The sequence below is a fragment of the Acidobacteriota bacterium genome, from assembly GCA_030949985.1.
Classification (GTDB): Bacteria; Acidobacteriota; Polarisedimenticolia; order J045; family J045; genus JALTMS01.
Map to the genome: position 1 here is coordinate 1 of JAUZRX010000119.1, position 23,537 is coordinate 23,537.

A 23,537-nucleotide genomic window follows, 5' to 3' on the forward strand; every position below is an offset into this window, starting at 1 on the left:
AAGAGCGGGGCCAGTTTGAACCCGCGCTCGGGCGCGGAGTTTGGGGACGAGGCGTCCGCATGCGGACAGGTGCCGCGGACAGGGTCCGGACACCCCCGGCGGCTTGCGCCCCCCCGGCCCCCGGGGCCACGGGGTACATTCTTCGCTCCACGGTGGGGGTTATGGTGTCGTGGTGGGGAGGGGGGGGGAACCCTCGAAGCGGCCGATGACCGCCGCACCGATGGTGTCACTCCAGACGTTGACAGCCGTGCGGACCATGTCGAGGGGACGGTCGACGGCGGCGACGAGCAGGGCGCCCTCGAGGGGCAGGTCGAGCGCCTGGAGGATCACGGTCATCATCACCAGGCCGGCGGAGGGAATGCCCGCGGCCCCGATGGAGGCCAGCAGAGCGGTGAAGACCACCATCAACTGTCGGGAGAGTGTCAGCTCGTAGCCTGAAGACGAGGCGTAGTACTGGGCGATGAAAATCGTCGCGATGCACTCGTAGAGGGCCGTACCGTCCATGTTGATCGTCGCGCCCAGGGGCAGTACGAAAGACGAGACCTCGTTGCTCACCCCGCCTTTCTTTTCCACGGTCTCGAGTGTCACCGGCAGGGTTGCGCTGGACGACGAGGTGGAGAACGCCGTGATCAGGGCCTGGCCCACGGCGACGGCCCAGCGATAGGGAGAAACGCGGGCCAGGAGGCGCGCCACCAGCGGCAGGGTGAAGAGGCTGTGCACCAGCAATGCCGTCAAGACGGTCAGGAAGTACCAGCCCAGCCCACCCAGCCGGCTGACTCCGCCGTGGGCCACGATGCGGAAGAGCAGGGCGAAGACCGCAATGGGAAGCACACCCAGCACCACGTGGGCCAGATGGGTCATCAACTCGAAGAGGCTTTCGGTGCCGCCACTGAGTGTCTTCCGGTGCCGGTCGGGGAGGATGGTGATGGTGAAGCCCGCCAGCAGCGCGAAGAAGATGATCTGCAACATGTCCATCCGCGCCAGGGCATCGAAGATGTTCTCCGGGACCAGGCGGCGCAGGATGTCCAGGGCATCGGCGCTGCCGGCCGGGGCCGTGGCCTCGGGCAGGGCCAGGTCGGCACCGATGCCGGGGCGGATGAGGTTGACCAGCAACATGCCGGTGAGAATCGCCACCAGGCTTGTGCCCATGTAGTAGAGGAAGGTGCGCAGGCCCAGCCGCGAGAGACGGCGGGGGTCGCCGATCCCCACCATCCCGGCCATGATCGAGAAGAGCACGAGCGGGGCGACGAGCATCCTTAGCAGGCGGAGGAAGATATCGGCCGCCAGGTCGAAGGGGGCGATCAGCAGCCCCGTCAGCTCCGGCCCCAGGACCGGCGCGGCCAGGTGCAGCGCCAGACCGCTCAGCGCCCCGCCGGCCAGGGCCAGCATCACCGCCCAGGGTGAGCGCCAGCGAGAGAATTCCCGGGAGACGGAAGTCATTCTTTCCCGTCGTTGCCCGGGGGCGGGGGCGTTTCCGCTGCGGCCGGCGGCTGTGCCCCGGTCGGCTCCTCCGCCGTGGCGGCGGGGGGCTCTTCGGCCCGGGCCCCGGCAGGAGGCCCGACGGTGTAGCGCGTGACGCCTTCGGGGACTCCCAGGCTCCGTCCCCAGGCATCGACGGGCGTCCACGTGGGGTCGAACGCCGGCTCGGTAAAGATGGCGGGATGCCAGGGGTAGGGCACGTCTTCCCGGCGATCGGGCCAGGCGTCGGTAAGGGGCCACTCGGGGTCGAAAAGGGGGGTGGCGAAGCGAGCAGGGTGCCAGGGGTAGGGGCGCTTCGGGTCGCGTTTTTCGAAGGCGGAGACCGGGCGCCAGATATTCGCGTCCTGCAGGGGGCGCCCGGCCGATTGCGGCGGCCGGCCGAAGGCGTCGAGTTGCTCGTCGATCGCCGGCCCCACCGGCTCTCGTCGCCGGTGCCGCCGGCGCTGCTCGGCGAGGGCGGCGGCCGGATCCTGCAACAGGTCCTCGCCGGAGATGTCGGTCTCGGGTGGCGGCCCTTGGGCAGTGGTGTCCCCGGCGGGGGTCCTGGAGGCCTCGATGGCTTCGTCCGCCGGAACTGGAACCGTCAGGCGGATCACCGGAACTCGCCCCACCCGCCGTCGATGCTTGCCCAGGACGGTGACGCCTTCCGGGTACGCTTGCGCCCGCACCGGGCTCTTCCAGCCTTCTACCAGCACCGTCACTCCCCGGGGGTAGCGGCGCGGATCGATGCGGGTGGGCGGGGGCGGGGCCTGCGCGGTGGCGGTATCCTTCGCGGCATCCCCCGTCGGGGGGGCGGCCGTCGTTCCGGAGGGCGGATCCTGCTCGCCTCCGGCCGTCGCCGGAGGCAGGACGAGCACCGCCAGGGTGGCGAGCAGAGCTGGAACGGGCCGGAACGCCATGGGGAGATTGTACCGCGAGCGCCGGAGGATGGCCGGAATGACGAAAAGTGCCTGGAAATGGACGGTGAGAGCGGCCCTGGGGGCCTGCCTTATGACGATGGCCTGCGGGGGGGCTCCCCGGCCGGCCGGGACCGGGAGTGGCGGGGCGCCCGTCGAGGCTCCGACGGTGATACTGGTGACCATCGACACCCTGCGCGCCGACCGCCTGGGTTGTTACGGTCGCGAGCAGGCGGGCACCGGGGCGATCGACGGCCTGGCCCGGGAGGGCACGCTCTTTCTCGAGGCCCAGACCACCTCGCCCCTGACTCTGCCGGCTCACGCATCGATTCTCACCGGACGGTCGCTTCCTGCTCACGGCGTGTTCAACAACGGCACCTTCGCCCTGCCGGAGTCCGTACCGACCCTGACCGAGGCCCTGGCGGCGGCGGGCTATGCCACCGGCGCGTTCATCTCTTCTCCGGTGCTCGCCCGGCGCTATGGCCTGGCCCGGGGATTCGACCGTTACGACGACCGGATCGACGACAAGCAGCCCAGGAAGGGACTGGTCGTGCACTATCCCGAGCGCTCCGCCCGACAGACCGTGGACCGGGCCGTGGCCTGGCTGATGGACCAGCGGCAGCGTCCGGTCTTCGCCTGGATTCACCTCTGGGAGCCTCACGCGCCCTACCGTCCGCCCGCCCCTTTCGCCGAACGTTTCAAGGACGATCGCTACCAGGGCGAAGTCGCCGCGGCGGATGCCGGTGTGGCGCGGCTGCTCGACGGGCTGCGCACGAGCGGCCGCCAAGAGCGGGCGATCGTCGTCGTCACCTCCGATCATGGCGAAGGGCTTGGCGCTCATGGTGAGCCTACCCATGGTGTATTTCTCTATCAGGAGACCCTGCACGTTCCCCTGGTCGTCTACGCTCCGGCATGGCGTGTCGCCGCCCGGGCCGTCGAGGGAGCGGTCAGCCTGGCCGACATCGCCCCGACTCTGCTCGACCTGTTGGGGGTGGAGTTCGCTCTCGGCGGTGACGGAGAGAGCCTGGCTCCGGTCCTCGCCGGGGGGGACGTTCCTGCCGAACGGGAGGTCTTCGCCGAAAGCCACTTGCCGCAAATCGACTTCGGCTGGTCGGGGCTGCGGGCCTGGGTCGGCGGGGGCAGAAAACTCGTCGCCGCGCCCAGGCCGGAACTCTACGATCTGCGCGCGGACCCGGCCGAAGAACACGACCTGGCCGCGGAGCAGCCGGCACGGGTCGGGGAACTGGCAGAGCGTCTCGATCGTCTCGTCGCCCGCGCCCGGGCCCTGGCGCCGGATGGTTCTTCCGAGCGTTCGGCTTCCCAGCAAGATCTGGAAATGCTGCGCTCGCTGGGCTACGCCGCCAGCGGAAGGTCGGTCACCGAGGAAGCCGAACTGGTCGATCCCCACGGCATCGATCCCAAGGATCGCAAGGCGTTCATCGCCCGTCACGATGCCGCGGTGGCGCTCTCCCGGCAGGGTCGCCTGGATCAGGCCATCGCCGAGTTCGAGGCGCTGGCCGGGATCGACGGGAACAACCCTTCTTTGCTGCTCCAGTACGGCCAGGCCCTGATCATGGCCCACCGCTACCAGCGGGCCGAAGGGGTTTTCGCCCGGGCGGTGAAGGTGGCTCCCGATTTTTCCCTGGCCTGGTATCGCCTGGGTCAGCTTCGGGGCCACGCCGGGGATCTCGACGGCGAGGCGGCAGCCTACCGCAAGGCGATCGCCACCGATCCCTACGACATCCAGCCGCGCAAGGCCCTGGCCGGCGTACTGGCCCAGCAAGGCCGGGTCCAGGCGGCCATCGACGCACTCGAGGCGGCTCGCGACCTGGCGCCCCACGATCCGGCGATTCGCGCGGAACTGGAGAAACTCTGGGCGAAAAACCGCTGAGCGCAGGTGGAGGGGCTACCGGGAAGTACTTGAATCGCATATAGTTCTCGCCGAGAAAGCGACCTGCAGCCACCGGGCTCGCCCGGCCGGAGCAAGCGGACGGCTCTCCGGGGGGCGGGAGGTGCAGGCAGGGAGAGGACAGGACTGTGATCATCGACCGGGTGCAGCACCCTGGATGGCTCGTCAACACCTGGCTGATCGCCGGGCGCGAGGAAGGCCGCGGCCTGCTCGTGGATACCGGCGCGGACGTGGCCAAGGTGCTCGAGATGGTGCGGCGCCATGGCGTGAAGATCGTTGCCATCGTCTGCACCCACAGGCACTACGATCACGTGGCGGGTAACGAGTTCCTGGCGCGCAACCTGGGTGCCGAGGTTCTGGTCCATCGCCTCGAGAAGGCCCATATCGCGTCGGCCACCGGCACCATCGAAGCCGGTCACCGTTTCGAGTTCTCCAAGTGGCATGCCGAGGTGGTGCACATCCCCGGACACACTGCGGGCCAGATCGGCCTGCACGTGCCCGGTGTGGGGGTCTGGACGGCCGACACACTCTTCAAGGGCTCTGTCGGGGGTACTGTCGCGCCGGGCCACACTTCCTTCGATGATCTCCGGTCGAGCATCCTCGACCGCATCCTGTCCCTGCCCGGCGAGACGACCATCTATCCCGGTCATGGCGAGACTTCCACGGTGGGGCACGAACTCGAGCGCAACCCCTTCGTCCGCCTCTGGCGGGGTCTCGACCAGGCGGGCACTCGCCCCGGGAGAGTCGAGGGCAAGCGGGTGACCATCGAAGTCTGGGCCCGCGACTACGACAAGGGCAACAAAGCCCAGGTGCGTTTCGCCAACGGACGCGTCGAAATCGTTCCGGGCTCCAAGGTCCAGAAGGTGACCCTCTGAGTTGAGCGGCAGAACCACGCGAACCCGGAAAAAGACCGGACAGGGGAGGAAGCGACGCCCGTCGGTCTCGCGTCGGCGGAGCTACGCGCTGGCGGTCGGCGCCATGGCGGCTGCGGGGTTGCTCTGGGCCTTCCTCGCCCTGGCGGCCGCTGGCCAGCGGGCCGTCGATCAACTCTCGCAAGACCTGCCGGGAGCGCCCGTGCGGGTCCTGGCCGCGCCCCGGGTGCTGCGGGAAGGAGACCGCCTCCCCCGGGCCCGGGTCGAGCGGGAACTCCGGGCCCTGGGCTATCGCCGGGTGTCCCGTACGCCGCGGCAGCCCGGGGAGTACGCCACGGTCGAGGAGAGTCTCCTGCTCTATCGCCGGGAATGGAGGGGGGCGACCCGTACCTATCCGGCGGCTTTTGCCCGCCTGCGGTGGCTCGGCGATCGCCTGCTGGAGATTCGCGACGGGGCGGGGGAGCGGCGGAGCCTGCTGGTCTGCGAGCCCGTGGAACTGGGCGCGTTTCGCGGGCCCCTGTCCCAGGCCCGGACTCCCATGGCCCTGGAGGCCTTTCCCCCGCGACTGGTCGACGCGGTGCTGGCGGCGGAGGATGCGCGATTCCTCGACCACGCCGGGATCGATCCCCGGGGTATCCTTCGCGCGGCGTGGGTCGATCTGGTGCAGCGCCGTGGTGCCCAGGGGGGCAGCACCATCACCCAGCAGGTGATCAAGAACCGGGTCGTGGGGTCGGCCCGCACTCTGACGCGCAAGATGAAGGAAGCGCTGCTCGCCTTGTGGGTCGAACGCAGCGTGAGCAAGGAGCGCGTACTGGAGATCTACCTCAACGAGGTCTACCTCGGCCAGCAGGGATCCGTCTCGATACTGGGCATGCCGGCCGCCGCGCGCTTCTACTTCGGCAAGCGGATCGGCGACCTGGACCTGGACGAGATGGCCCTCCTGGCGGGTTTGATCGCCTCGCCCGGGCGCTATGACCCCCGCCGCCATCCCGAGCGGGCCCTGCTGCGGCGGAACTGGGTGCTGGAGCGGATGGCCGCCCTCGACCTGATCGACGAGGCGGAGCGGCGCGCGGCATCGGCGCGCCCCGTGGCGCCGGCGGCGCCGGCCGAGGCCCTCGATCCCGCGGGAGATCTGCTGGACGCGGTGGCCCGGGAGGTGGCCCGGCGTGGCTGGGAGCCCGTGCCGTCTCGCCGGCCCGCGGTGGTGGAGACCCGGGTGGAAGCCGATGTCCAGGCCGCGGCCCGCCGGGCCCTGGGCGCGACCCTGGCGGAACTGGAGGCGGCACGACCGGCGCTGGCTCCCCTCGAGGGGGCGGTGGTGGTGCTGCGTCCGGCGACGGGAGCCATGATCGCGCTGGTGGGAGGCCGGAGGGGGGAGCGCGGGGCTTTCCATCGGGCCCTTTCCGCCCGCCGCCCGCCCGGTTCCGCGTTCAAGCCCTTCGTGGCCCTGGCGGCCTTTGCCGGCGGAGAGTACGCGGCCTTCTCGGTTCTCGAGGATCGGCCCCTGACCGTGGGCCGGGGTGAGGCGGCCTGGAGTCCGGAGAACCACGACCATCGTTACCGGGGGACCGTGACCCTGCGCCAGGCCCTCGAGCAGAGTCTCAACGTGCCCCTGGCGCGGCTGGGGCTGGCTGTCGGCCCGCAGGCCATCGTCGCCGTCGCGCGGGCGGCGGGGATCGAAGGTCGCCTCCCCGCCACCGCGTCCCTCGCCCTGGGGGCGGGGGAGGTCACGCCTCTCGACCTGGCGACGGGCTATGCCAGCCTGGTGCGCCTGGGCGATCGGATCGAGTCCCACCTGGTGGTGGCCGCGGGCCGGGAGGGGGAGGCCGTGGCCCTGGCCGGAGTGGAAGAGGCCCCGGGTGTACTGTCGCCGGAGGCCTGCTACCAGGTGCTCGACGCCCTCCGCGGGGTCGTGCGACGGGGGACCGGTCGGGCCCTGGCGCCCCTGCTGGAGGGACGGGAAGTGGCGGCCAAGACGGGAACCAGCCCCGGGGGTCGGGATTCCTGGTTCGTGCTGGCGGGAAGGAGTGCGGTGGTCGTGGCCTGGGTCGGGCGTGACGACGGTGCAGCCGTCGGGCTCTACGGTGCGACGGCGGCCCTCGAGGTCGTGCGGCGCATGCTCGAGGCACTGGGGCCCTCCCTGGTGGGAGAGATTCCCGAGCCTCCTCCCGGTATCGTGCGTGTGCCGGTGGACCCGGAGCGGCGTTGCGTCCGTGCTGCCGGCGGGCCGCTCGAGGCCTTCGTCCGCGGCCGCCAGCCCCCGCCTTGCCGGAAGAAGTCCTGGTGGCGCCGGTTGACGGGGGGGTGAGCGCCGGGGACTGGACGCCTGGGGTTCGGGATGCGTAAAAATTCAGAGGGCCCCCGCCGGTGGGGGGCTTCAGCGGGCGGATACGAAACCATGAGAAGCAGTCGGCAGAGCGGGTTGTCTTTCATCGAGTTACTCGTCGTGCTCGCCCTGATGAGCACCCTGGCCCTGGTGGCGCTGCCCTTCGTGCATCACAGGTACCGCCTGATGCAGGAACTCGAACTCAAGCGCAACCTGGCCATGATGCGTGGGGCCATCGATCGCTTTCACGAGTTGGCCATGCTCGGGCAGATCGAGCCCTGGGACCTGGACTGGATGATGTATCCCGAAGACCTGGAGATGCTCGTCGAAGGGGTCGAGGTCAAGGCCGCGGCCGATCAGGATCCCGTCCTGGTCCGATTCTTACGTGAGATTCCCGTCGATCCGATCACCGGCGAGGCCGAGTGGGACTGCCGGGCTTATGACGATGATCCCGACGATTTCTCTTCGCGATGCGACAATCTTTACGACGTGGCTTCGACCTCGACACGTCTGGCCCTCGATGGAACCTACTACAACGAGTGGTAGTGTGCATTTTTCTTTCGTTGTGCTAGCCTGATGGAGCCGGGGCGGAGTGCTCCGGCTTTTCTACGTACCAGATTGGCCCGCACAGGGCCCGAGGATCCCCCATGGCTCGTCAGAACAAAAAAAAGACAGCACCTGTCAGCATCGAGAGTGTCCTGCGCGGGATGATCCATGACATGCTGGAGGCTCGGCTGGCCAAGACCGTCGGTGATCGTGACGCCCTGGCCGAACTGCGCGACCTCAAGACCGCCGTGGCCCGCCTCGAAAAGCGTCTCGACACCCTCGCCGAGCGTGCCGGCGTACGCCGCCGGCGCAGCAAGAGCGCCCGGGGGCCGGGTCGGCCGGCGATCTACGAAAAGTGCACCGTGCGAGGCTGTGACGAGGACCACTACGCCAAGGGCATGTGCAGCAAGCATTACCAGCGCGATCGCCGCCGTCAGGAGGGCTAGGAAACCTTCGGCCCCCGCCCGTCACACCACGCCCGTCACACCACGGCGGGGGCTACGTTTCCACCTTTTCTCGAGTGGCCAGTGGCACATAGGCGCGGGTTACGTAGTCGCGCACCATTCTCGATCCACTGAACACCGGCAGCAGGCGGTGGACCGACTCTTTCATCATGGAAATCCACCGCTGGGGCAGACGGGACTCGTCCCGCTCGTAGAAAGTCGGAATCACCTGCTCCTCGAGCACGTCGTAGAGCGATGCGGCGTCTTCCGCGTCCTGGGCTTCCTGGTCGTCCATCGTCTCCGGACGGCCGATGGTCCAGCCCACCTGCTCGGAATACCCCTCGACCCACCAGCCGTCGAGTACGGAGAGGTTCAGCGCGCCGTTGGCGGCGGCCTTCTGGCCCGAGGTGCCGGAGGCTTCGAGGGGGCGGCGGGGATTGTTCAGCCACACGTCGACGCCCTGCACCATCAACCGGCCGATCAACAGGTCGTAGTCCTCGAGGAAGACGATCTTGCCCCGGAAGGCGTCCGAGCCCGACAGGCGGAAGATCTGGGTGATCAGGTCCTGGCCCGCCAGGTCCGCCGGATGAGCCTTGCCGGCGAAAATCACCTGTAGCGGACGCTCCGGATCGGCGATCAGCCGACGCAGGCGGCCGAGATCGTGGAAGAGCAGGCCGGCTCGCTTGTAGGTGGCGAAGCGACGGGCGAAGCCGATGGTCAGAGCGCGGGGGTCGAGCAGGTTGTTGACGGAGGCCAGTTCCCGGGGGGAAGCGCCGTGCCGGGCGAGCATGCGGCGCACGATCTCCCGGGACTTGCGGATCAGCCGCCGCTTCTGGGCCTGGTGAGCGGCCCAGAACTCGTCATCGGGGATCGCGTCGAGGTTCTTGCCCCACACCTCGCTCTGGTGCGCCTTCTCTTCCCAGTTGGGCCCGAGGGTCTTGGTCAGCAGATCCCTGAGTTCCAGGCCGACCCAGGTCTCCACGTGCACGCCGTTGGTGATCGAGTCGATCGGCGCCTCGCCCTGGCCTTCGAAAAGGCCGTGCCACATGCGGCGGCTGACCTCCCCGTGTCGGACCGAGACCGCGTTGTGGTAACTCGAGGCCCGCAGGGCCAGGGCCGTCAGGTTGAAAGCCCCGGAGTCGTCGTTCGGGTGGGCCTGGCCGAGCTTGAGCAGTTCGCCCACCGAGGTGCCGAGCTGTACGGCCCAGCTTCCCAGGTAGAGGCGCACCACTTCGCCCTCGAAGGTCTCGTTGCCCGCCGGGACCGGCGTGTGGGTGGTGAAGGCGATGTTGCGCCGCACCACTTCGAGGGCCCGGGGCAGGCGTTCACCCTTGGCCACTTCTTCCCGCAGGCGCTCGAGGGTCATCAGCGCCACGTGCCCTTCGTTGAGGTGCCACACCGAGGGGTCGATTCCCAGGGCCCTGAGGGCTCGCACCGCGCCCACGCCCAGGACCAGTTCCTGGCACAGGCGCATCTCGCGACCGCGGACGTAGAGGATGTGGGTGATCGGGCGGTCGCTGGGATCGTTCTGAGGCAGGTCCGAGTCGAGCAGCAGCACCGGTACGCGACCCACCTGCACCTTGTAGACCGCCAGCTGCACCTTGCGGTCGAGCAGGGGAACCTGGATCACGAGGTGCCGGCCCTCGGGGCCGAGAACCGGCAGGAGGGGCAGGCGGGTGGGATCGAAGTCGGGATACATGTGCTGCTGCCGGCCCTCGGCGTTGATCGTCTGCCTGAAATAGCCCCGCCGGTAGAGCAGGCCCACGGCGACGAAGGGGACACCCAGGTCCGAGGCGGCCTTGCAGTGGTCCCCCGAGAGAACGCCCAGGCCGCCGGAATAGATACGCAGGCTTTCGTGGATGCCGTACTCGGTGGAGAGATAGGCCACCGGGCCTGCCTGATGGTCGGGGAAGGTGCGGTTGAACCACCACTGTTCGGGACGGCCCATGTAGCGATCGAAGCTGCGCAGGACGTTGTCGTAGGCGGCCTGGAAGGAGTCGGAAAGAAGGAGCGATTCCCAGTGCTGCGGTTCGACGTGGGAGAGGACTTCCACCGGATTCCGGTAACGGGCCCAGAGGGCGGGGTGGATGCTCGAGAACAGCAGCCGCGCCTGGGGCGTCCAACTCCACCAGAAATTGTAGGCCAGCTCCCGCAGGCGCGAGAACTCCTCGGGCAGATGGAACTCCGCGGTGGCAAGGGTACGGATCTCCGGGTAATCGCCCGGAAGTTGCGAATAAGCCATGCTCGGGGACTCCATCGGGCGATACCCCCTGGCAGGGGCCGCCGGCACAAACAGTGAACGATAGTGAAACTATGCGGCCCGGAATCGGGAGGGGCAACAGCGAGCGCCGGGAAAAACCCGAAGGACGGCTTGCCGCCGTCCTTCCGCCGGTGTATCTCCAGGGGCGCGTCCCGGCGGAAGGGTGGGAGAGGCCGCTCTCCCGCCCCCGAGCCAGGGACCACTTCGGCCCCGAGGCCAAGCCAGGCGGACCCAAACCGACCCCTTTCGGAACAGGCGCCTTCGGGGTGGGAGGGGAAGTTTCCCTGACCCCGGGGGGCCGGGCGGTATCCGCCGCGTCCGGTCCCTTGGCGGTTTTACGCCGGAACCGGCGTCGGCATTGGGGGCGGGATCCTGCCCGGAGAGAGGAGCGACGTCAGGGCCCGACGAGGGGCCCGGGGGTGGTGCCGAAGGCGAGACTCGAACTCGCACGAGCTTGCGCTCACATGGCCCTCAACCATGCGCGTCTGCCAATTCCGCCACTTCGGCACTTCGTCGGGCGCGGGAGCGTGCCGTCATCGATCGGCCCGCCGCGCGCCGGATTCTAGCTCAGGTCGAAACTACTTGCCGGGAGTTTCTTGGCCGGGGTCTTCTGCACCACCGGCGGGCACCCTCTCGCCCGGCGTGGCCGGGTCGGCCTGGGGCTCGGGTTCCGCCCGGGGCGCGCTCTGTTCGGCCGCCGCCGGCGCCGCCACCTCGTCGATCACCGAGCGGCTTCCACTCTGGGTCAGGAAAACCAGTCCCAGGGAGGTGAACATGAAGAGCACCGCCGCGGTGGTCGTGGCCTTGGTCAACACGTTGCTCGTGCCCCGGGGGCCGAAAACGGTTTGCGTGCCGCCGCCGCCGAAGGCGCTGGCGAGATCGCCACCCTTGCCGGTCTGCAGCAGTACGACCAGGATGAGGAAAATCGATACGATGATGTGGAGCGTAACCACCAGGGCATAGAGCACGAAACTCTCCTCCCGCCGAAGCGGGCTTCCCGCCTCAGGCGGGGACCAAAGCCGGAGGAAAGTAGCACGGCCGGCCGGTTCCGGCAACTCGCCGGCCCGGAGGAGCGGACGGCTAGCGGGCGATGGCGGCGAAGGAGGCGGCGTCCAGGCTGGCGCCGCCGACCAGGAAGCCGTCGATGTCCTCTTCCGCGGCCAGCTCCGCCGCATTGGCCGGCTTGACCGAGCCCCCGTAGAGGATCCGGACTCCGGCCGCCACCTCGGCGCCCGCCATCGAGGCGAGGATTTCCCGGAGAAAGCGGTGGGCCGCCTGGGCCTGGGCCGGGGTCGCCGTCTGGCCCGTGCCGATGGCCCAGATCGGTTCATAGGCCAGGACCAGGGCGTCGGGATCTTTCCAGGCGACCCCGTCGAGTGCCCGCTGGAGCTGCTCTTCGACGACCACCTCCATGCGTCCGGCGCTGCGCTCGTCGGCGCTTTCCCCGACGCAGAGTATGGGAAGCAGCCCCGCCCGATGGGCGGCGGCCACCTTGCGCGCGATGCGGGTGTCCGTCTCGCCGAAGATCTGCCTCCGCTCGGAATGGCCGATGATCACGAAATCGCAGCCCGCCTCGGCCAGCATCTCCGCGGACACCTCGCCGGTGAAGGCTCCGGAACTCTCCCAGTGGACGTTCTGGGCCCCCACCAGCAGAGGCTGGGCCGCGCGGGCTTCGATCAGGGTGGCGAGGGAGGTGAAGGGGGGAGCGACGCCCAGGTCGACCCGGTCGGGATCGGGCCGTTCCCCCTGGGCCTGCATGTCCTGCCAGCGGCTCCACCAGTGGAGAGTCTCCGAACGGGTGTGGTGCATCTTCCAGTTGCCGACGACCAGTTTCTTGCGGCTCACCTTGGGTCTCCTTCCAGGGCTGCGACGCCGGGGAGGCGGACACCCGACAGCAGTTCGAGGGCGGCGCCCCCGCCCGTGGAAACGTGCGAAAAGCGTGCCTCGAGGCCGAAGCGGTGCGCCGCGGCCGCCGTGTCGCCTCCACCCAGTACCGTGAAAGCCGGCAACCCGGCCAGGTGGCGGGCCAGCTCCAGGGTCCCCGTCTCGCAGCCCTCGGCTTCGAAAAAGCCCACCGGCCCGTTCCACAGCACGGTGCGCACGGTGTCGCCCAGCACCTCGCGCCAATGCTCGAGGGTGCGGGGGCCGATGTCCACGCCGGCCCGGCCCGGGTCGATCGCCTCGCCCGGGGTGGTCTCCAGGCCCGAGACCCGCCGGCCGTCGATCTGGCCGGCGACCCGGTGATCGACGGGCAGGTGCCAGGCCACGCCCCGGGCCCGGGCTCGCTCCTCGAGCTTGCGGGCCAGCTCCAACTGGCCGTCTTCGACCCGGGAGGCGCCGACCTCGACGCCACGGGCGGCGAGGAAGGTATAGGCCATCGCGCCACCGACCAGGATGCCGTCGACCCGCTCGAGCAGCGCGTCGATCAGGGGGATCTTGTCCGAGACCTTGGCCCCGCCGAGGATCGCGAAGTAGGGGCGCCGGGGATCTTCGGCCAGCCGCGTCAGGGCGTCGATTTCCCGGGCCATCAGCAGGCCCGCCGCGCGCCGGTCCAGCAGGGCCGGCACGCCGGTCACCGAGGCGTGGGCCCGGTGGGCCGCGCCGAAGGCATCGTTGACATAGGCCTCGAAGCCCTCGGCCAGGGCCCGGGCGAAGTCGCGGTCCCCCCGGGTCTCGCCCCCATGGAAACGCAGGTTTTCGAGCAGCCCCACCTGGCCGTCGGCCAGGCTCGTGGTCATCGCCTGGGCCGCGGGACCGATACAGTCGTCGGCCAGGGGAACGGGGTCGCCCAGCAGTTCGGCCAGGCGCGCGGCCACCGGGGCTAGGCTCATCTCCGGCCGGCGCTGCCCCTTGGGGCGGCCCAGATGGCTGGCGCAGACCACGCGCGCGCCGTTGCGGCGCAGGTGCTCTATCGTCGGCAGGGCGGCGCGGATGCGCCGGTCGTCGGTGATCGTGCTGCCGTCGAGGGGGACGTTGAAGTCCACCCGGCAGAAGACGAGCTTGCCGGAGAGGTCGATGTCGGTGACCAGGGGGAGACGACGTGGATCGTTCATGGTTCCAGGCCTCCTTCAATCCGCGGGACGCGGGTCGGCTTGGGCAGACCAGCGGCCGAGCAGGTCCACCAGCCGGCTGGTATAGCCCCACTCGTTGTCGTACCAGGCGATGATCCGCACCAGGTGCCTCCCCGGCCGCTCGAGCAGGGGCAGGTCGATGATGGACGAACGGGGGTCGTCACGAAAGTCCACCGAGACCAGTGGCTCGGTGCTCACGCCGAGCAGGTCCTCTAGGGGACCTGCGGCGGCTTGCTGGAAGCGGCGGGCCAGGTCTTCGGGGCGGTCGGCTTCCCGCCGGGTGTGGGCGACGATTTCCACCAGGCTGACGCTGGCGGTGGGGACCCGCACCGCCAGGCAGGAGAGTCGGCCCTCGAGGAAGGGCAGGGCGCGGACCAGGCCGCGGCTGGCGGATGTGGTGGTGGGGATCATCGATACCAGGGCCGAGCGGGAGCGACGCAGATCGTGGTGGGGGCCGTCCATGGTCACCTGGGAGCCGGTCGTGCAGTGCAGGGTGGTCATTTCCGCGGCCTCGACGCCGTACCACGTCTCGAGGCAAGCCAGCGGCAGGGCCGCGGCGTGGGTCGTGCACGAGCCCATGGCGATCAGGGTGTCTTCGGGCCCGGGGCGGGGGTCGTCGATGCCGAGGATGATCTGCCTGTCCGCCGCGGGGCAGACGGCGCTGACCAGCACCCGGCGCACCGTGCCGCCCAGATGCCGTCGGGCCTCGTCGTTGCCGCTGAACTGGCCGGTGGCCTCGATCACCACGTCCACGCCGTTCTCGGACCAGGGGATCTCTCCCGGGGCCCGGATGCGGGAATAGGGCAGCAGGCGTTCGTCGAGGAGCAGGGCGTCGCCGCCGCGGGCCTCGACGACGCCCGGGAACGGCCCGTGGATCGAGTCGTGCCGCAGCAGGTGGGCCAGGGTGCTCGCGGGGGCCAGATCGTTGACCGCCACCAAGCGCAGGTCCTCCCTGCCGCGCAGCATTCTCAGCAGGCAGCGACCGATGCGGCCCAGGCCGTTGACGCCGATACGAAGGGTCATCACGGATCCTCGGAAGTTCCTGGCGGGGACAGTGCCGCGAGAATAACGCGCCTCAGCGTTCGAGGCCCGGGGCCAGGGAAGAGAGGGAAGAGCGGCGGGGCGTCAGGGCACGGGCCGGGGGGAGGGGGGTGCCGAGTATTTCGCGGGCGGCCCGGCGTTCCCGTTCGTCGAGCCGGGCCAGCAGGCGCTCGGTGCGGCGGATCTTCTCGCGGCGGGCGACGGTCAGCACGGCTTCCCGCAGGCCGAGCCGGGTCACCCCCCGGGAGCGGAGGTAGGCCCGGAGCAGGGCCGGCAGATCCTTGCGTGTGGCGATACGGGTGGCTGCTTCCACCAGGTCGGGGGTGATGTTCAGCCGGCGGTCCTCGAGCAGCAGCCGCAGGTCGTCGATGGCCATGCGGGAGCCGGCCTCGGCCAGGGCGCGGTGGGCGCGTTGGCGCACCCCGTCAGCGGCCGGTAGCGCTCCCGGGGCGTGGCGGGCGGCCAGCGCGTCGATCACCCCCGCCAGGCGCAGCAGCAACTGGCGCGAGCCGGCCTCCGCCGCCACGTCCACCAGTACGGCCAGCACGGCGGGGTTCTCCACCGATTCGAGAAACGGTCCGATACGAGCCACCTGGCGCGGGGAGAGGGACTTGAGGGTCAGGCCGCAGTGGGAGAGGAAGACGGCGTCGTCGGGTCTCCGGGACATGGCCTCGACCAGCGGCTCGACGATGATGCCCCCGGCGCGGGCGAGCAGGGTCTGGGCCCGCTGCCAGACTCCCAGGCGCCGGCTGGCCAGGTCGTCGAGCAGTCGTCCGAGGGTCCAGGGTTCGAGGCGGGTGCCCAGGCCGCCGGAAAGCATGCGCCGGGCGCGGGAGGCCACCGATGGCTCCGGATCGGCGGCCAGGGCCTCCAGCAGGCGGCGCGCGGAGGTGTCGTGGCGGCCCCGGGTCATCCAGGGAATGGCGGCCATGGCCGTCACGCGGATGCGTGCCGAGGCGGCGGGATCCCCGATGATCGCCAGCAGCGGGCCCAGGGCGCTCTCGCGCCCCGTCTGGGCCAGGCGCACCAGGGCCCGGGTGGCGGCCCAGCGCACTCGGTGGGAGGTCTCGCGTTCGATCAGTCGGGTCAGGGCGGGCACCGAGCGTCGGGATGACACCCGCGCCAGGGCCGCGGCGGCCCGACAGCGGATCGCCTCGGAAGGATCGTGCAACAAAGCGGCCAGCGGCGCGGCGCAGCGAGACGAACCGAAGAGGGGAAGCAGGGCGATGATCCTCCAGCGGAGGGTCTCGTCTTCGTCGTCGAGGGCCTCGAGCAGGCGTGGGAGGCTGGCGTCGGGGTGGGCGAGCAGCCAGCGTCGGGCTTTTTCCGCCTCTGCGGGTTCCGCCGAGGCCAGCCGGCGCAGCCAGAGGGAAAGGGATCGCTGTGAGACAGCGCCAGCCAATGGAGCGTCCTCCCGCCCAGAAAAACCGAACCGCAGTATGGCGTGACCCGACCGTTCATTCTCGCAGGACCGATCGGTCCGGGTCAACGGCCGAGCGGAAGGCGGGAAGCCTACGCCTCCCCCGGGCGTGGCGCGAACTCGAAAGACCCCCCCCGGGGGATCGTGCATAATCCGCGGGAGAGGTGGACGATGCCGAGGAGGAGGCCGATGAGCCCAGGATGCCGGTTGCTGGTCGCCGGTCTCATTGTGGCGTCTGCAATGCTGGGTGGCTGTTCGGAGGAGCAGGCCGCCCGGAAATCCTTCGACGAGGTCGTCGCCGCCGAGGAAGAGCAGAGTCTCGAGGAGATCGCGCGGCGGCTCGAGGCGATCATCTCCCGCTGGCCGGAGACCGCCGCGGCCGACAAGGCGCGCAAGGAACTGGAATGGGTGCGCAGCCTGCGCAGCGCAGAGGTGCGGGGGCCGGCGCTGCTGGCCTGGGACGCGGTGCGCAAGGTCGGTTTTGCGGCCGAGAGTTTCCGCCTGGAGAGGGGGCGCTATCCCGAGCGGCTGGAGGAACTCTTCGGCCAGTACCTCGAAGGGCCGGTCATCGATCCCTGGGGTTTCGAGGTCGCCTACCGCCGCACGGAGAAAGGCTACCAGGTCTTCTGCTACGGTGAAGACGGGCTGCCCGGCGGCCGGGGGCTGGGAACCGACCTGGTGATCGACACCGGCCAGGTCGTTCCACCCGACGCCGGTGCGGAAGCGGACGGCGACGCGATGCGGGGAGCCGGGGAAAGTGTCCACTGAAGCCGCGGCCTTCGGCCTGGCGCTGATGGTGGCGCTGGCGGCGGGCTGCGGGCCCACCGCTTCCCCGTCCCGGGCGGCTGCGCCCGCCTGGGTGCGGGTGGCGACGCCCTCGGGGGCGGTGCTCGTGCTCGAGGTCCGGCAGACTCCCGCCGAGCGGGCCCAGGGCATGATGGGTCGCGAGGAGGTGCCGCCGGGAGGCGGGATGTACTTCGTCTTCGAGCGGCAGGGCCGCCATCCTTTCTGGATGAAGAACTGCAAGATTCCCCTCGACATCGTCTGGCTCTCGGCGGATCACCGGGTCGTTCACGTGGAACGGGCGTTGCCGCCCTGCGGCCGGGAGCCCTGCCCGAGTTGGGCGCCGTCGGCGCCGGCCCGCTACGTGATCGAAGTCGGCGCCGATCAGGCCGAGGGCTACGGCCTGGTGCCCGGGGCGCGGGTGCTCGTCACGCCCTTCGAGCAGGGGACGGATCCGTGAGGCGCTCCTGGGCGCTGGCGGCGGCGTTGGTGGTGTTCCCGGCCGCAGGAGGGCAGGCGTCTTCTCCCGGGGTGGTGCTCTCTCGTCCGGCGGACCTGGCCCAGGGGATCGGCGCCCGGCTCGGCCCGCCCTTCGACGGCGCCCGGGTCCGGGTGCGTGCGGCCTCCCTCGGCGAGCGTCGCGCCGCGGCCCGGCGCCAGCTTGCCGAGGCCTTTTTCCCACTGACCGGTCCCCGCTGCGCGGAGGTGCTGGAGCGACTGGGGACCGCACCGCCCGACCCCGCCCGCTGGGACGCGTTGATCGGCGAGGATCGGCCGGTGGCGGACCTCGAGCGGGACGAACTGCTGGTGCCCCGGCGCCTCGGCGTCCAGACCCGGGCCGATCTCGAATTGCTCTCCGCCAGCGGTGTGCTTCCCTTCGAGGTGGCCCTGACCGGCGAGTGGGCCCGCCTGGTGGCGGCCCGCCACCTCGGCCCGGCGCCGGCGGACCCCCTGCTGCGCATGGCCCGGGTGGCCCGGCTCGAGGGCGTGGCGCGGCTGGCCGGCATGCTGGTGATGCTGCGGGGCGCCGGCCTGGATCCGGCGGAACTGGGCTCGGCCCTGCTGGGCACCGATCGGGACCGCTCGGGGCTCTGGCCCCGGAGCGCGGCGCTGGAACTGGCCGAGGACGCCGCCCAGAGGGCGGTGATCGAGACCTTGACCCGCGATGGTCTGCGCTGGGCCGTCTTCCATTACCTCAAGGGGAGACTGCCGGCTCTGATGGCGGCCGTCGAACGGCCGATCGTCCGTCCCGAGCAGCTCCTGCACCCCCTCGAGAGGGTGCCGGCGCCCCGCTCCGACGGCGGCTGCCGTCCCGGTCCCCGGGTGGCCGAAGTCCTGGCCTGGGGCGAACCCTCCCCGGGATGGGCCGCCAACCTGCTCGATCAGAACCTCCTGCCGGCGGGGCCGGACGGCGTTCGGCTCGAGCTGCTCTTCTCCTCGACCTCGGCCGCCGAGCGCGCCTGCCGGCTGCTCGAGGGGAGGTCTCTCGCCTGTCGGTTGGACGAGGCCTTGCTGACCGCCGTGCTGCCGGGCCGGGAAGGTGCCGGATCTCCTTGACCATCCGGCCGCCCCTGGGCTAGGCTTACCGGCCCTTTAGGGAGGCTCGATGGCCGAAGCCTCTTTTCCCTCTCGGCTGTGCCCTTCGACCCAGGAACTCAGATGAACAACATCCTGTCCATCATCACTTTCCTGCCCCTTGTGGCGGCCCTGGTCATCATCTTTTTCGTGCCCCGGAAAAATCCCCGGGCGGCGATGCACATCGCGACCTGGACGGCCCTGGCGGACTTCCTGATTTCCCTGTTTCCCCTGCTGAAATACGACCCCACCGATGGGGGATTCCAGTTTGTCGAGGCCTACTCCTGGATTCCTTCGCTGGGCGTGCAGTACAAGCTGGGTGTCGACGGCGTCGCGCTGCTGCTGGTGGTGCTGACGACCCTGCTGGGCTTCATTTGCATGCTCAGCTCCTGGACTGCGATCCAGGATCGCGTCAAGGAGTACTACGCTTTCTTCCTCATGCTCCAGGTGGGCATGCTGGGGGTGTTCTGCTCCCTCGATCTCTTCCTCTTCTACATCTTCTGGGAAGTGATGCTGATCCCGATGTACTTCATCATCGGTATCTGGGGCGGCGCGCGGAAGCTCTACGCGGCGATGAAATTCTTCCTCTACACCCTCTTCGGCTCGGCCTTGATGCTGGTGGGCATCATCGCCCTCTACCTGTTCTCGGGTGAGCACCTGGCCGAGCGGACCTTCGACGTGGTGCAGCTCCACACCCTGGGCCCGGCCACCGCCGTGTGGCCCGCGGCCACCTGGGTCTTCCTGGCCTTCTTCCTGGGGTTCGCGATCAAGGTGCCCATGTTCCCTTTCCACACCTGGCTGCCCGACGCCCACGTGGAGGCTCCCACGGCGGGTTCGGTGATCCTGGCCGGCGTGCTGCTGAAGATGGGGACCTATGGCTTCTACCGCTTCGCCCTGCCGATCTTCCCCAAGCAGACCGCCGACAACCTCTGGTGGCTTTTGACCCTCTGCGTGGTGGGCATCATCTACGGCGCCATGGTGGCGCTGGTGCAGAAGGACTGGAAGAAGCTGGTGGCCTATTCCTCGGTCAGCCACCTGGGCATCACCATGATCGGCCTGTTCGCTCTCAACCTGACGGGGATCAAGGGCGGCGTGCTGCAGATGCTCAACCACGGGATCTCGACCGGCCTGCTCTTCCTCATCATCGGCATCATCTACGAACGGCGGCACACGCGCTTGCTTTCGGAGTACGGTGGGCTGGCGCGGACCATGCCGGTTTTCGCCGTCTTCTTCATGATCGCCATGCTTTCCTCGGCCGGTCTGCCGCTGCTCAATGGTTTCGTCGGTGAGTTGACGATTCTCGTCGGCCTGGCCCAGGTCGGCGGCGGGGCCTACTCCTTCTTCGGTCTGCCGCCTTTCTGGTGGACCGTGGTGGCGGCCACCAGCATCATCGTGGGAGCGGTGTACCTGCTCTGGCTCTACCAGAAGACCATGTTCGGGGCGGTGACCAATCCGAAGAACGAGGGACTGGCCGACCTTTCCTGGCGAGAGAAGTGGACGCTGATTCCGCTGGTGGTTCTGGCGGTCTGGATCGGCCTCTATCCTAAGCCGATCTTCCGCATCATGGAGGCCCCCATCGAGCGCCTGGTCGAAACCCAGGTCTACCCTGTTCTGCGCGCCGCCGGCGCCGAGGTGACCCTGCCGCCGGAAAAGGTGGCGGAGGTCGTCACCGAAAGCGAATAGGGCCGATGGCGGCCGCCGTCGGAGGTGGAGCCGGTGGTTGCCGATGAGGGCGGGAGGAGGTTTGACCGGGAAAGGGAATCTGCTAGGATTCCCCGCCACGCCGAGCGGCCGGAGGGATTTCTCGGCGAGATGGCCCGGATTTGGCGGCAGGCGGTGCCCTTCATGGGAGCGGCTTGGGCGCTGACCGGAGGGTTGCTGGCCGGGCTGGCCCTCGGCTGGTGGTTGGATCGCAGGTTCCAGAGCGAGCCCGTGTTTCTGCTGCTGGGTGTGCTGCTGGGGCTTGTGGTAGGAATGGCGGAGGTGGCACGGGTCGCTTTCCGCAGCAGCAGGCGAGGCGACGACGGGGAGGATCCGTGAGCGTTCTCGCCGATGCTCTGGCAGCGGCCGCCGCAAGCGGCTTCGGCTGTCTGCTGGTGGCGCGGGTCGCGCCGGTACCCTGCGGGCCCTTCGAGGCTCACATGGGAGGCCGGGCCAGGCGGCTGCTGGGGCGGACCGTGGTGGTGCTGACCGTGGTCGGCGTGAGTGTCGGCCTGCTGGGGCGCAGTCCCGAGGCCACGACCGTGGGGGCCTTGGTGGGCTGGCTGGTACCTTCCGCATGGGAGACCGTGCGGATCGGCAAGGAAATGCGTTCCCGTGCGGCAGACGGGCGGGATGCGGGAGACGGGCAGCGATGATCGGCATGCTGGCCATGACGGCCGCCGAGGAAACCTTCGATGCCGCCGGCGTGATCCTCCACCACGTGGCGGACTACGGCTACGGCTCCTGGCCGGCGATGCTGACCAAGGCCGTGGTGATGATGGCCATCGCTTCGGTGCTGGTGTTGATCGGCGTCCGGCGGGCCGTGGCGGGCTACGACGAGTCGGGTGTGCCCCGGTCGCGCTGGGCCCAGATGCTCGACCCCTTCGTCGAGCATTTCTACCGGGACGTGGCGATCAAGTTCTCGGGCGAGAAGTGGGCCAAGAAGGTGGCCCCGCTGCTGTTGAACTTCTTCTTCTTCATCCTGACCTGCAATTTGCTCGGCCTGGTGCCCATCGGTGAAGTGACCACCCTGGTGTTCCACCTGATGGGCAAGACTCCCCCCCAGATCGTTCAGGGAGCGGCGACGGCGACGGGCAACGTCTGGGTGACGATGGCCCTGGCCACGGTGACCTTCTTCGCCATCATCGTCTTCGGGGTGATGAAGCACGGGGTGGTCGGTCATTTCTCGCACCTGGCCCCCGGGGGCGTGCCGTTCATCGTGCGCTGGTTCCTGCTGCTGCCGATCGAGATCCTCTCGACCTTCGTCAAGCCCTTCGCCCTGACCATGCGACTGGCGGCCAACATGACCGCCGGGCATATGGGCCTGCTGGCGCTGATGGCGATGATCTTCATTCTCAAGAGTTGGGCCGTGGGAATCCCCGTGGTGCTGCTCTCGGTCGGTATTCTGATGCTCGAAATCATCGTCTGCTTCGTGCAGGCGTACGTGTTTGCTTTGCTCAGTGGAGTTTTCATCGGTATGGCAATTCACCCCCAGCACTGACAGAGGCTGGCGGGACCACCGGAGGACCAGGTAGTCATGAAAAAGTTCTTCAAGTACACGGGACTGGCGCTGATTCTGCTTCTCTTCCTCGCTCCCGGAACTCTCGTCCTGGCCCAGGGAGCCGATCATGGCGGCGGTGGCACGGCCTGGCCGATCGGCAAGATGGGCGCCGGCCTGGGTGCCGGCCTGGTGGCCATCGGCGCCGGTCTGGGCATCGGCCGGTTCGCCGCGGCGGCGGCGGAGAGCATCGCCCGTCAGCCCTCCGCGGCTTCGGCCATCACGGGTGCGGTCAACCTGCCGCTCTTCCTGCTCGAGGGCGTGGCGATCATCGGCCTGGTGGTCTGCATCCTGATCGTCTTCGTCGGCTGAGCGGATCGGTGGCTGCCATGCCGCAGATCGGAGTCCTCCTCGCGGCCGCCGGCCACGGCGGGGGCAATCCTCTGCTCAAGCCCGAGCCCGGCCTGGCGATCTGGTCGCTGATCATCTTCCTCCTGCTGCTCGTGGTGCTCTGGCGCTGGGGCTGGGGGATGCTGATCGAAAAGCTCGACGATCGGGACCACGCCATCCGCGGCGCCATCGACGAGGCGCGGTCGGAGCGCGAGCAGGCCACGGCGTTGCTGGCCGAGCACAAGGCCCTGCTCGACAAGACCCGGCGGGAAACCGCCGAGATGCTCGCCACGGCCCAGGCCGACGCCAAGCGCGAACGGCAGAGAATTCTCGACGAGGCCCGCGCCGAGTACGAGAAGATCCTCGCCCGCGGGCGCGAGCAGATCGAACAGGAGACCCGGGCCGCCCTGGCCCAGATCCGCGGCACCGTGGCGGACCTGGCCCTCGAGGTGGCGGGCAAGGTGCTCTCCCGCTCGATGGGCGACGCGGAGCATCGTCGCCTGGCGGAGAGCTTCATCGGCGAGTTGGAAGGGGACGCGGGAAGGCCTTCAGCCTGACCGCGGACTTCCGGCGGGAGGGGCGGCGGGTATCCCCGGGGATCTCCGCCGCCCGCTTCGTGTTTCCGTCCGCACGGCGCGGCGCCTCAGTCCACGATACGCGTGACCGTCCGGGCGCCGAGCCGTTCGGCGGCGCGGGTATCGAGCCAGCGGATCCAACCCTCGAGATCCGCGCCGGGTACCACTTCCGGTGCGAAAAGCACGTAGAGCAGGTCGCGGGACGTCTCTCCCACCGAGGTTCTCAGGGAATCGGCGCTGGGGTTGCCGAAGGGGCCTTCGGCATCGGCCAGCACCGGCCGACCGTCGAGGTGGATCTCGCCCCGGCGGATTCCCGTGTAGCTCTCGCCGTCTCTGCCCCGGCGGGCCCTGACCGCGCCACGGACGTGGGCCGTGTCGTAGAGTCCCACCGGCAGCCCCGATTCGATGGCCCAGCAGTTGGCCAGGTCCACGGCGGGGTGAATGCGGGGAAAGGCCTGGCCCTTGAGCAGGCGCCGTATCAGCGCTTCGGGGCTCGGTCGTCGGCGGGTGGGGTCCAGGCCGAAGGCGCGGTAGAGCCGCCGGGCCGGGCCGAGGCGCGGTATCCGGCCGGCGCTTCGACCGTTTTCGGCCCGGCGCAGGCGGGCCACGGCTTCGTCGAGCAGGGGGGTGATGGCGGCGGGAGACGGTGCCGTGTCGAAAGTCACGGCCACCAGGCCGAGCTTGAGGATGCCCTGCACTTCCCGGTCCAGGCTCACCGTGTCGATGACCATCGTCACTCCCGGCAGGCACTT

23 protein-coding genes and 1 tRNA gene are annotated in these 23,537 nt (G+C 69.6%); 14 read left to right on the forward strand and 10 right to left on the reverse strand.

The window, feature by feature from the left end; translation table 11 throughout:
• Positions 1 to 159: 159 nt before the first annotated feature.
• Both Q9Q40_15170 and Q9Q40_15175 read right to left on the reverse strand, forming a co-directional pair.
• Entirely contained in the window at positions 160 to 1,440 is a 1,281-nt protein-coding gene (locus tag Q9Q40_15170) for a dicarboxylate/amino acid:cation symporter (protein MDQ7008561.1), read from the reverse strand.
• Positions 1,437 to 2,378, reverse strand: coding sequence for a hypothetical protein (locus tag Q9Q40_15175; GenBank protein MDQ7008562.1), 942 nt, complete (start codon positions 2,376 to 2,378; stop codon positions 1,437 to 1,439). The genes Q9Q40_15170 and Q9Q40_15175 overlap by 4 nt, the downstream gene beginning before the upstream one ends.
• A gap of 37 nt (positions 2,379 to 2,415) precedes the next feature.
• Between Q9Q40_15175 and Q9Q40_15180 the strand changes: the two genes are divergently transcribed.
• The 5 genes from Q9Q40_15180 to Q9Q40_15200 all read left to right on the forward strand — a co-directional run bounded on the left by Q9Q40_15180 (position 2,416) and on the right by Q9Q40_15200 (position 8,474).
• Positions 2,416 to 4,266, forward strand: a complete 1,851-nt coding sequence (locus Q9Q40_15180) for a sulfatase-like hydrolase/transferase (GenBank protein MDQ7008563.1) — start codon at positions 2,416 to 2,418, stop codon at positions 4,264 to 4,266.
• Between the two features lie 146 nt (positions 4,267 to 4,412).
• Positions 4,413 to 5,159, forward strand: coding sequence for an MBL fold metallo-hydrolase (locus Q9Q40_15185; protein ID MDQ7008564.1), 747 nt, complete (start codon positions 4,413 to 4,415; stop codon positions 5,157 to 5,159).
• A 1-nt stretch (position 5,160) separates the two neighbouring features.
• Positions 5,161 to 7,464: a transglycosylase domain-containing protein gene (locus tag Q9Q40_15190; protein MDQ7008565.1), complete on the forward strand. Its 2,304-nt coding sequence runs from the start codon at positions 5,161 to 5,163 to the stop codon at positions 7,462 to 7,464.
• 90 nt (positions 7,465 to 7,554) lie between these two features.
• Positions 7,555 to 8,028, forward strand: coding sequence for a type II secretion system protein (locus Q9Q40_15195; protein MDQ7008566.1), 474 nt, complete (start codon positions 7,555 to 7,557; stop codon positions 8,026 to 8,028).
• 101 nt (positions 8,029 to 8,129) lie between these two features.
• Positions 8,130 to 8,474 (forward strand): hypothetical protein, encoded by a 345-nt coding sequence (locus tag Q9Q40_15200; protein ID MDQ7008567.1) that lies wholly within the window; start codon positions 8,130 to 8,132, stop codon positions 8,472 to 8,474.
• A 52-nt stretch (positions 8,475 to 8,526) separates the two neighbouring features.
• Here the strand turns inward: Q9Q40_15200 and glgP are convergent, their stop codons facing one another.
• From glgP to Q9Q40_15235, 7 genes are all read right to left on the reverse strand, one after another.
• Positions 8,527 to 10,713, reverse strand: coding sequence for an alpha-glucan family phosphorylase (glgP, locus tag Q9Q40_15205; GenBank protein MDQ7008568.1), 2,187 nt, complete (start codon positions 10,711 to 10,713; stop codon positions 8,527 to 8,529).
• A gap of 438 nt (positions 10,714 to 11,151) precedes the next feature.
• Positions 11,152 to 11,238 (reverse strand) — tRNA-Leu (locus Q9Q40_15210).
• Between the two features lie 71 nt (positions 11,239 to 11,309).
• Entirely contained in the window at positions 11,310 to 11,699 is a 390-nt protein-coding gene (secG, locus tag Q9Q40_15215) for a preprotein translocase subunit SecG (protein ID MDQ7008569.1), read from the reverse strand.
• 112 nt (positions 11,700 to 11,811) lie between these two features.
• Positions 11,812 to 12,576, reverse strand: a complete 765-nt coding sequence (gene tpiA, locus Q9Q40_15220) for a triose-phosphate isomerase (GenBank protein MDQ7008570.1) — start codon at positions 12,574 to 12,576, stop codon at positions 11,812 to 11,814.
• Positions 12,573 to 13,784, reverse strand: coding sequence for a phosphoglycerate kinase (locus tag Q9Q40_15225; protein MDQ7008571.1), 1,212 nt, complete (start codon positions 13,782 to 13,784; stop codon positions 12,573 to 12,575). Before Q9Q40_15225 ends, tpiA begins: the two co-directional genes overlap by 4 nt.
• 15 nt (positions 13,785 to 13,799) lie before the next feature.
• Positions 13,800 to 14,825: a glyceraldehyde 3-phosphate dehydrogenase NAD-binding domain-containing protein gene (locus Q9Q40_15230; GenBank protein MDQ7008572.1), complete on the reverse strand. Its 1,026-nt coding sequence runs from the start codon at positions 14,823 to 14,825 to the stop codon at positions 13,800 to 13,802.
• A gap of 52 nt (positions 14,826 to 14,877) precedes the next feature.
• Positions 14,878 to 16,245 carry a HEAT repeat domain-containing protein gene (locus Q9Q40_15235; GenBank protein MDQ7008573.1) on the reverse strand — a complete coding sequence of 456 codons (1,368 nt, stop codon included), beginning with the start codon at positions 16,243 to 16,245 and terminating at the stop codon, positions 14,878 to 14,880.
• Positions 16,246 to 16,452: 207 nt separating this feature from the next.
• Here Q9Q40_15235 and Q9Q40_15240 point away from each other — a divergent pair, with 207 nt between their 5' ends.
• The 9 genes from Q9Q40_15240 (at position 16,453) to atpF (ending at position 22,767) form a co-directional block, all read left to right on the forward strand.
• Positions 16,453 to 17,031: a type II secretion system protein GspG gene (locus Q9Q40_15240; protein ID MDQ7008574.1), complete on the forward strand. Its 579-nt coding sequence runs from the start codon at positions 16,453 to 16,455 to the stop codon at positions 17,029 to 17,031.
• A complete protein-coding gene (locus tag Q9Q40_15245; GenBank protein ID MDQ7008575.1) occupies positions 17,021 to 17,506 on the forward strand; it encodes a DUF192 domain-containing protein in 486 nt (161 codons plus the stop codon). The genes Q9Q40_15240 and Q9Q40_15245 overlap by 11 nt, the downstream gene beginning before the upstream one ends.
• Entirely contained in the window at positions 17,503 to 18,603 is a 1,101-nt protein-coding gene (locus Q9Q40_15250; GenBank protein ID MDQ7008576.1) for a hypothetical protein, read from the forward strand. The genes Q9Q40_15245 and Q9Q40_15250 overlap by 4 nt, the downstream gene beginning before the upstream one ends.
• Before the next feature lie 102 nt (positions 18,604 to 18,705).
• A complete protein-coding gene (locus tag Q9Q40_15255; protein MDQ7008577.1) occupies positions 18,706 to 20,304 on the forward strand; it encodes an NADH-quinone oxidoreductase subunit M in 1,599 nt (532 codons plus the stop codon).
• Positions 20,305 to 20,433: 129 nt separating this feature from the next.
• Positions 20,434 to 20,661, forward strand: a complete 228-nt coding sequence (locus tag Q9Q40_15260) for an AtpZ/AtpI family protein (GenBank protein MDQ7008578.1) — start codon at positions 20,434 to 20,436, stop codon at positions 20,659 to 20,661.
• Complete coding sequence (locus Q9Q40_15265; protein ID MDQ7008579.1) at positions 20,658 to 20,978, forward strand: hypothetical protein; 321 nt, start codon at positions 20,658 to 20,660, stop codon at positions 20,976 to 20,978. Before Q9Q40_15260 ends, Q9Q40_15265 begins: the two co-directional genes overlap by 4 nt.
• Entirely contained in the window at positions 20,975 to 21,823 is an 849-nt protein-coding gene (atpB, locus tag Q9Q40_15270; protein MDQ7008580.1) for a F0F1 ATP synthase subunit A, read from the forward strand. The genes Q9Q40_15265 and atpB overlap by 4 nt, the downstream gene beginning before the upstream one ends.
• 162 nt (positions 21,824 to 21,985) lie before the next feature.
• The gene (locus Q9Q40_15275) at positions 21,986 to 22,192 is read left to right on the forward strand and encodes an ATP synthase F0 subunit C (protein MDQ7008581.1); all 207 of its coding nucleotides are present in this window, start codon (positions 21,986 to 21,988) and stop codon (positions 22,190 to 22,192) included.
• A gap of 17 nt (positions 22,193 to 22,209) precedes the next feature.
• Positions 22,210 to 22,767, forward strand: coding sequence for a F0F1 ATP synthase subunit B (gene atpF / locus Q9Q40_15280; GenBank protein ID MDQ7008582.1), 558 nt, complete (start codon positions 22,210 to 22,212; stop codon positions 22,765 to 22,767).
• 86 nt (positions 22,768 to 22,853) lie between these two features.
• On the opposite strand, the gene Q9Q40_15285 is transcribed toward atpF, so the two are convergent.
• Positions 22,854 to 23,516 (reverse strand): phenylalanine--tRNA ligase beta subunit-related protein, encoded by a 663-nt coding sequence (locus Q9Q40_15285; GenBank protein ID MDQ7008583.1) that lies wholly within the window; start codon positions 23,514 to 23,516, stop codon positions 22,854 to 22,856.
• Between the last annotated feature and the right edge of the window lie 21 nt (positions 23,517 to 23,537).

What these genes read in the sequence shown, in the direction of transcription:
- Q9Q40_15255 (MDQ7008577.1), top strand. Translation starts at nt 18,706, where the DNA reads ATGAACAACATCCTGTCCATCATCACTTTCCTGCCCCTTGTGGCGGCC.
- Q9Q40_15170 (MDQ7008561.1), bottom strand. Translation starts at nt 1,440, where the DNA reads ATGACTTCCGTCTCCCGGGAATTCTCTCGCTGGCGCTCACCCTGGGCG.
- atpB (MDQ7008580.1), top strand. Translation starts at nt 20,975, where the DNA reads ATGATCGGCATGCTGGCCATGACGGCCGCCGAGGAAACCTTCGATGCC.
- Q9Q40_15175 (MDQ7008562.1), bottom strand. Translation starts at nt 2,378, where the DNA reads ATGGCGTTCCGGCCCGTTCCAGCTCTGCTCGCCACCCTGGCGGTGCTC.
- Q9Q40_15260 (MDQ7008578.1), top strand. Translation starts at nt 20,434, where the DNA reads ATGGCCCGGATTTGGCGGCAGGCGGTGCCCTTCATGGGAGCGGCTTGG.
- Q9Q40_15230 (MDQ7008572.1), bottom strand. Translation starts at nt 14,825, where the DNA reads ATGACCCTTCGTATCGGCGTCAACGGCCTGGGCCGCATCGGTCGCTGC.
- Q9Q40_15240 (MDQ7008574.1), top strand. Translation starts at nt 16,453, where the DNA reads ATGAGCCCAGGATGCCGGTTGCTGGTCGCCGGTCTCATTGTGGCGTCT.
- atpF (MDQ7008582.1), top strand. Translation starts at nt 22,210, where the DNA reads ATGCCGCAGATCGGAGTCCTCCTCGCGGCCGCCGGCCACGGCGGGGGC.
- Q9Q40_15225 (MDQ7008571.1), bottom strand. Translation starts at nt 13,784, where the DNA reads ATGAACGATCCACGTCGTCTCCCCCTGGTCACCGACATCGACCTCTCC.
- glgP (MDQ7008568.1), bottom strand. Translation starts at nt 10,713, where the DNA reads ATGGCTTATTCGCAACTTCCGGGCGATTACCCGGAGATCCGTACCCTT.
- Q9Q40_15200 (MDQ7008567.1), top strand. Translation starts at nt 8,130, where the DNA reads ATGGCTCGTCAGAACAAAAAAAAGACAGCACCTGTCAGCATCGAGAGT.
- Q9Q40_15195 (MDQ7008566.1), top strand. Translation starts at nt 7,555, where the DNA reads ATGAGAAGCAGTCGGCAGAGCGGGTTGTCTTTCATCGAGTTACTCGTC.
- Q9Q40_15180 (MDQ7008563.1), top strand. Translation starts at nt 2,416, where the DNA reads ATGACGAAAAGTGCCTGGAAATGGACGGTGAGAGCGGCCCTGGGGGCC.
- Q9Q40_15275 (MDQ7008581.1), top strand. Translation starts at nt 21,986, where the DNA reads ATGGGCGCCGGCCTGGGTGCCGGCCTGGTGGCCATCGGCGCCGGTCTG.
- Q9Q40_15285 (MDQ7008583.1), bottom strand. Translation starts at nt 23,516, where the DNA reads ATGGTCATCGACACGGTGAGCCTGGACCGGGAAGTGCAGGGCATCCTC.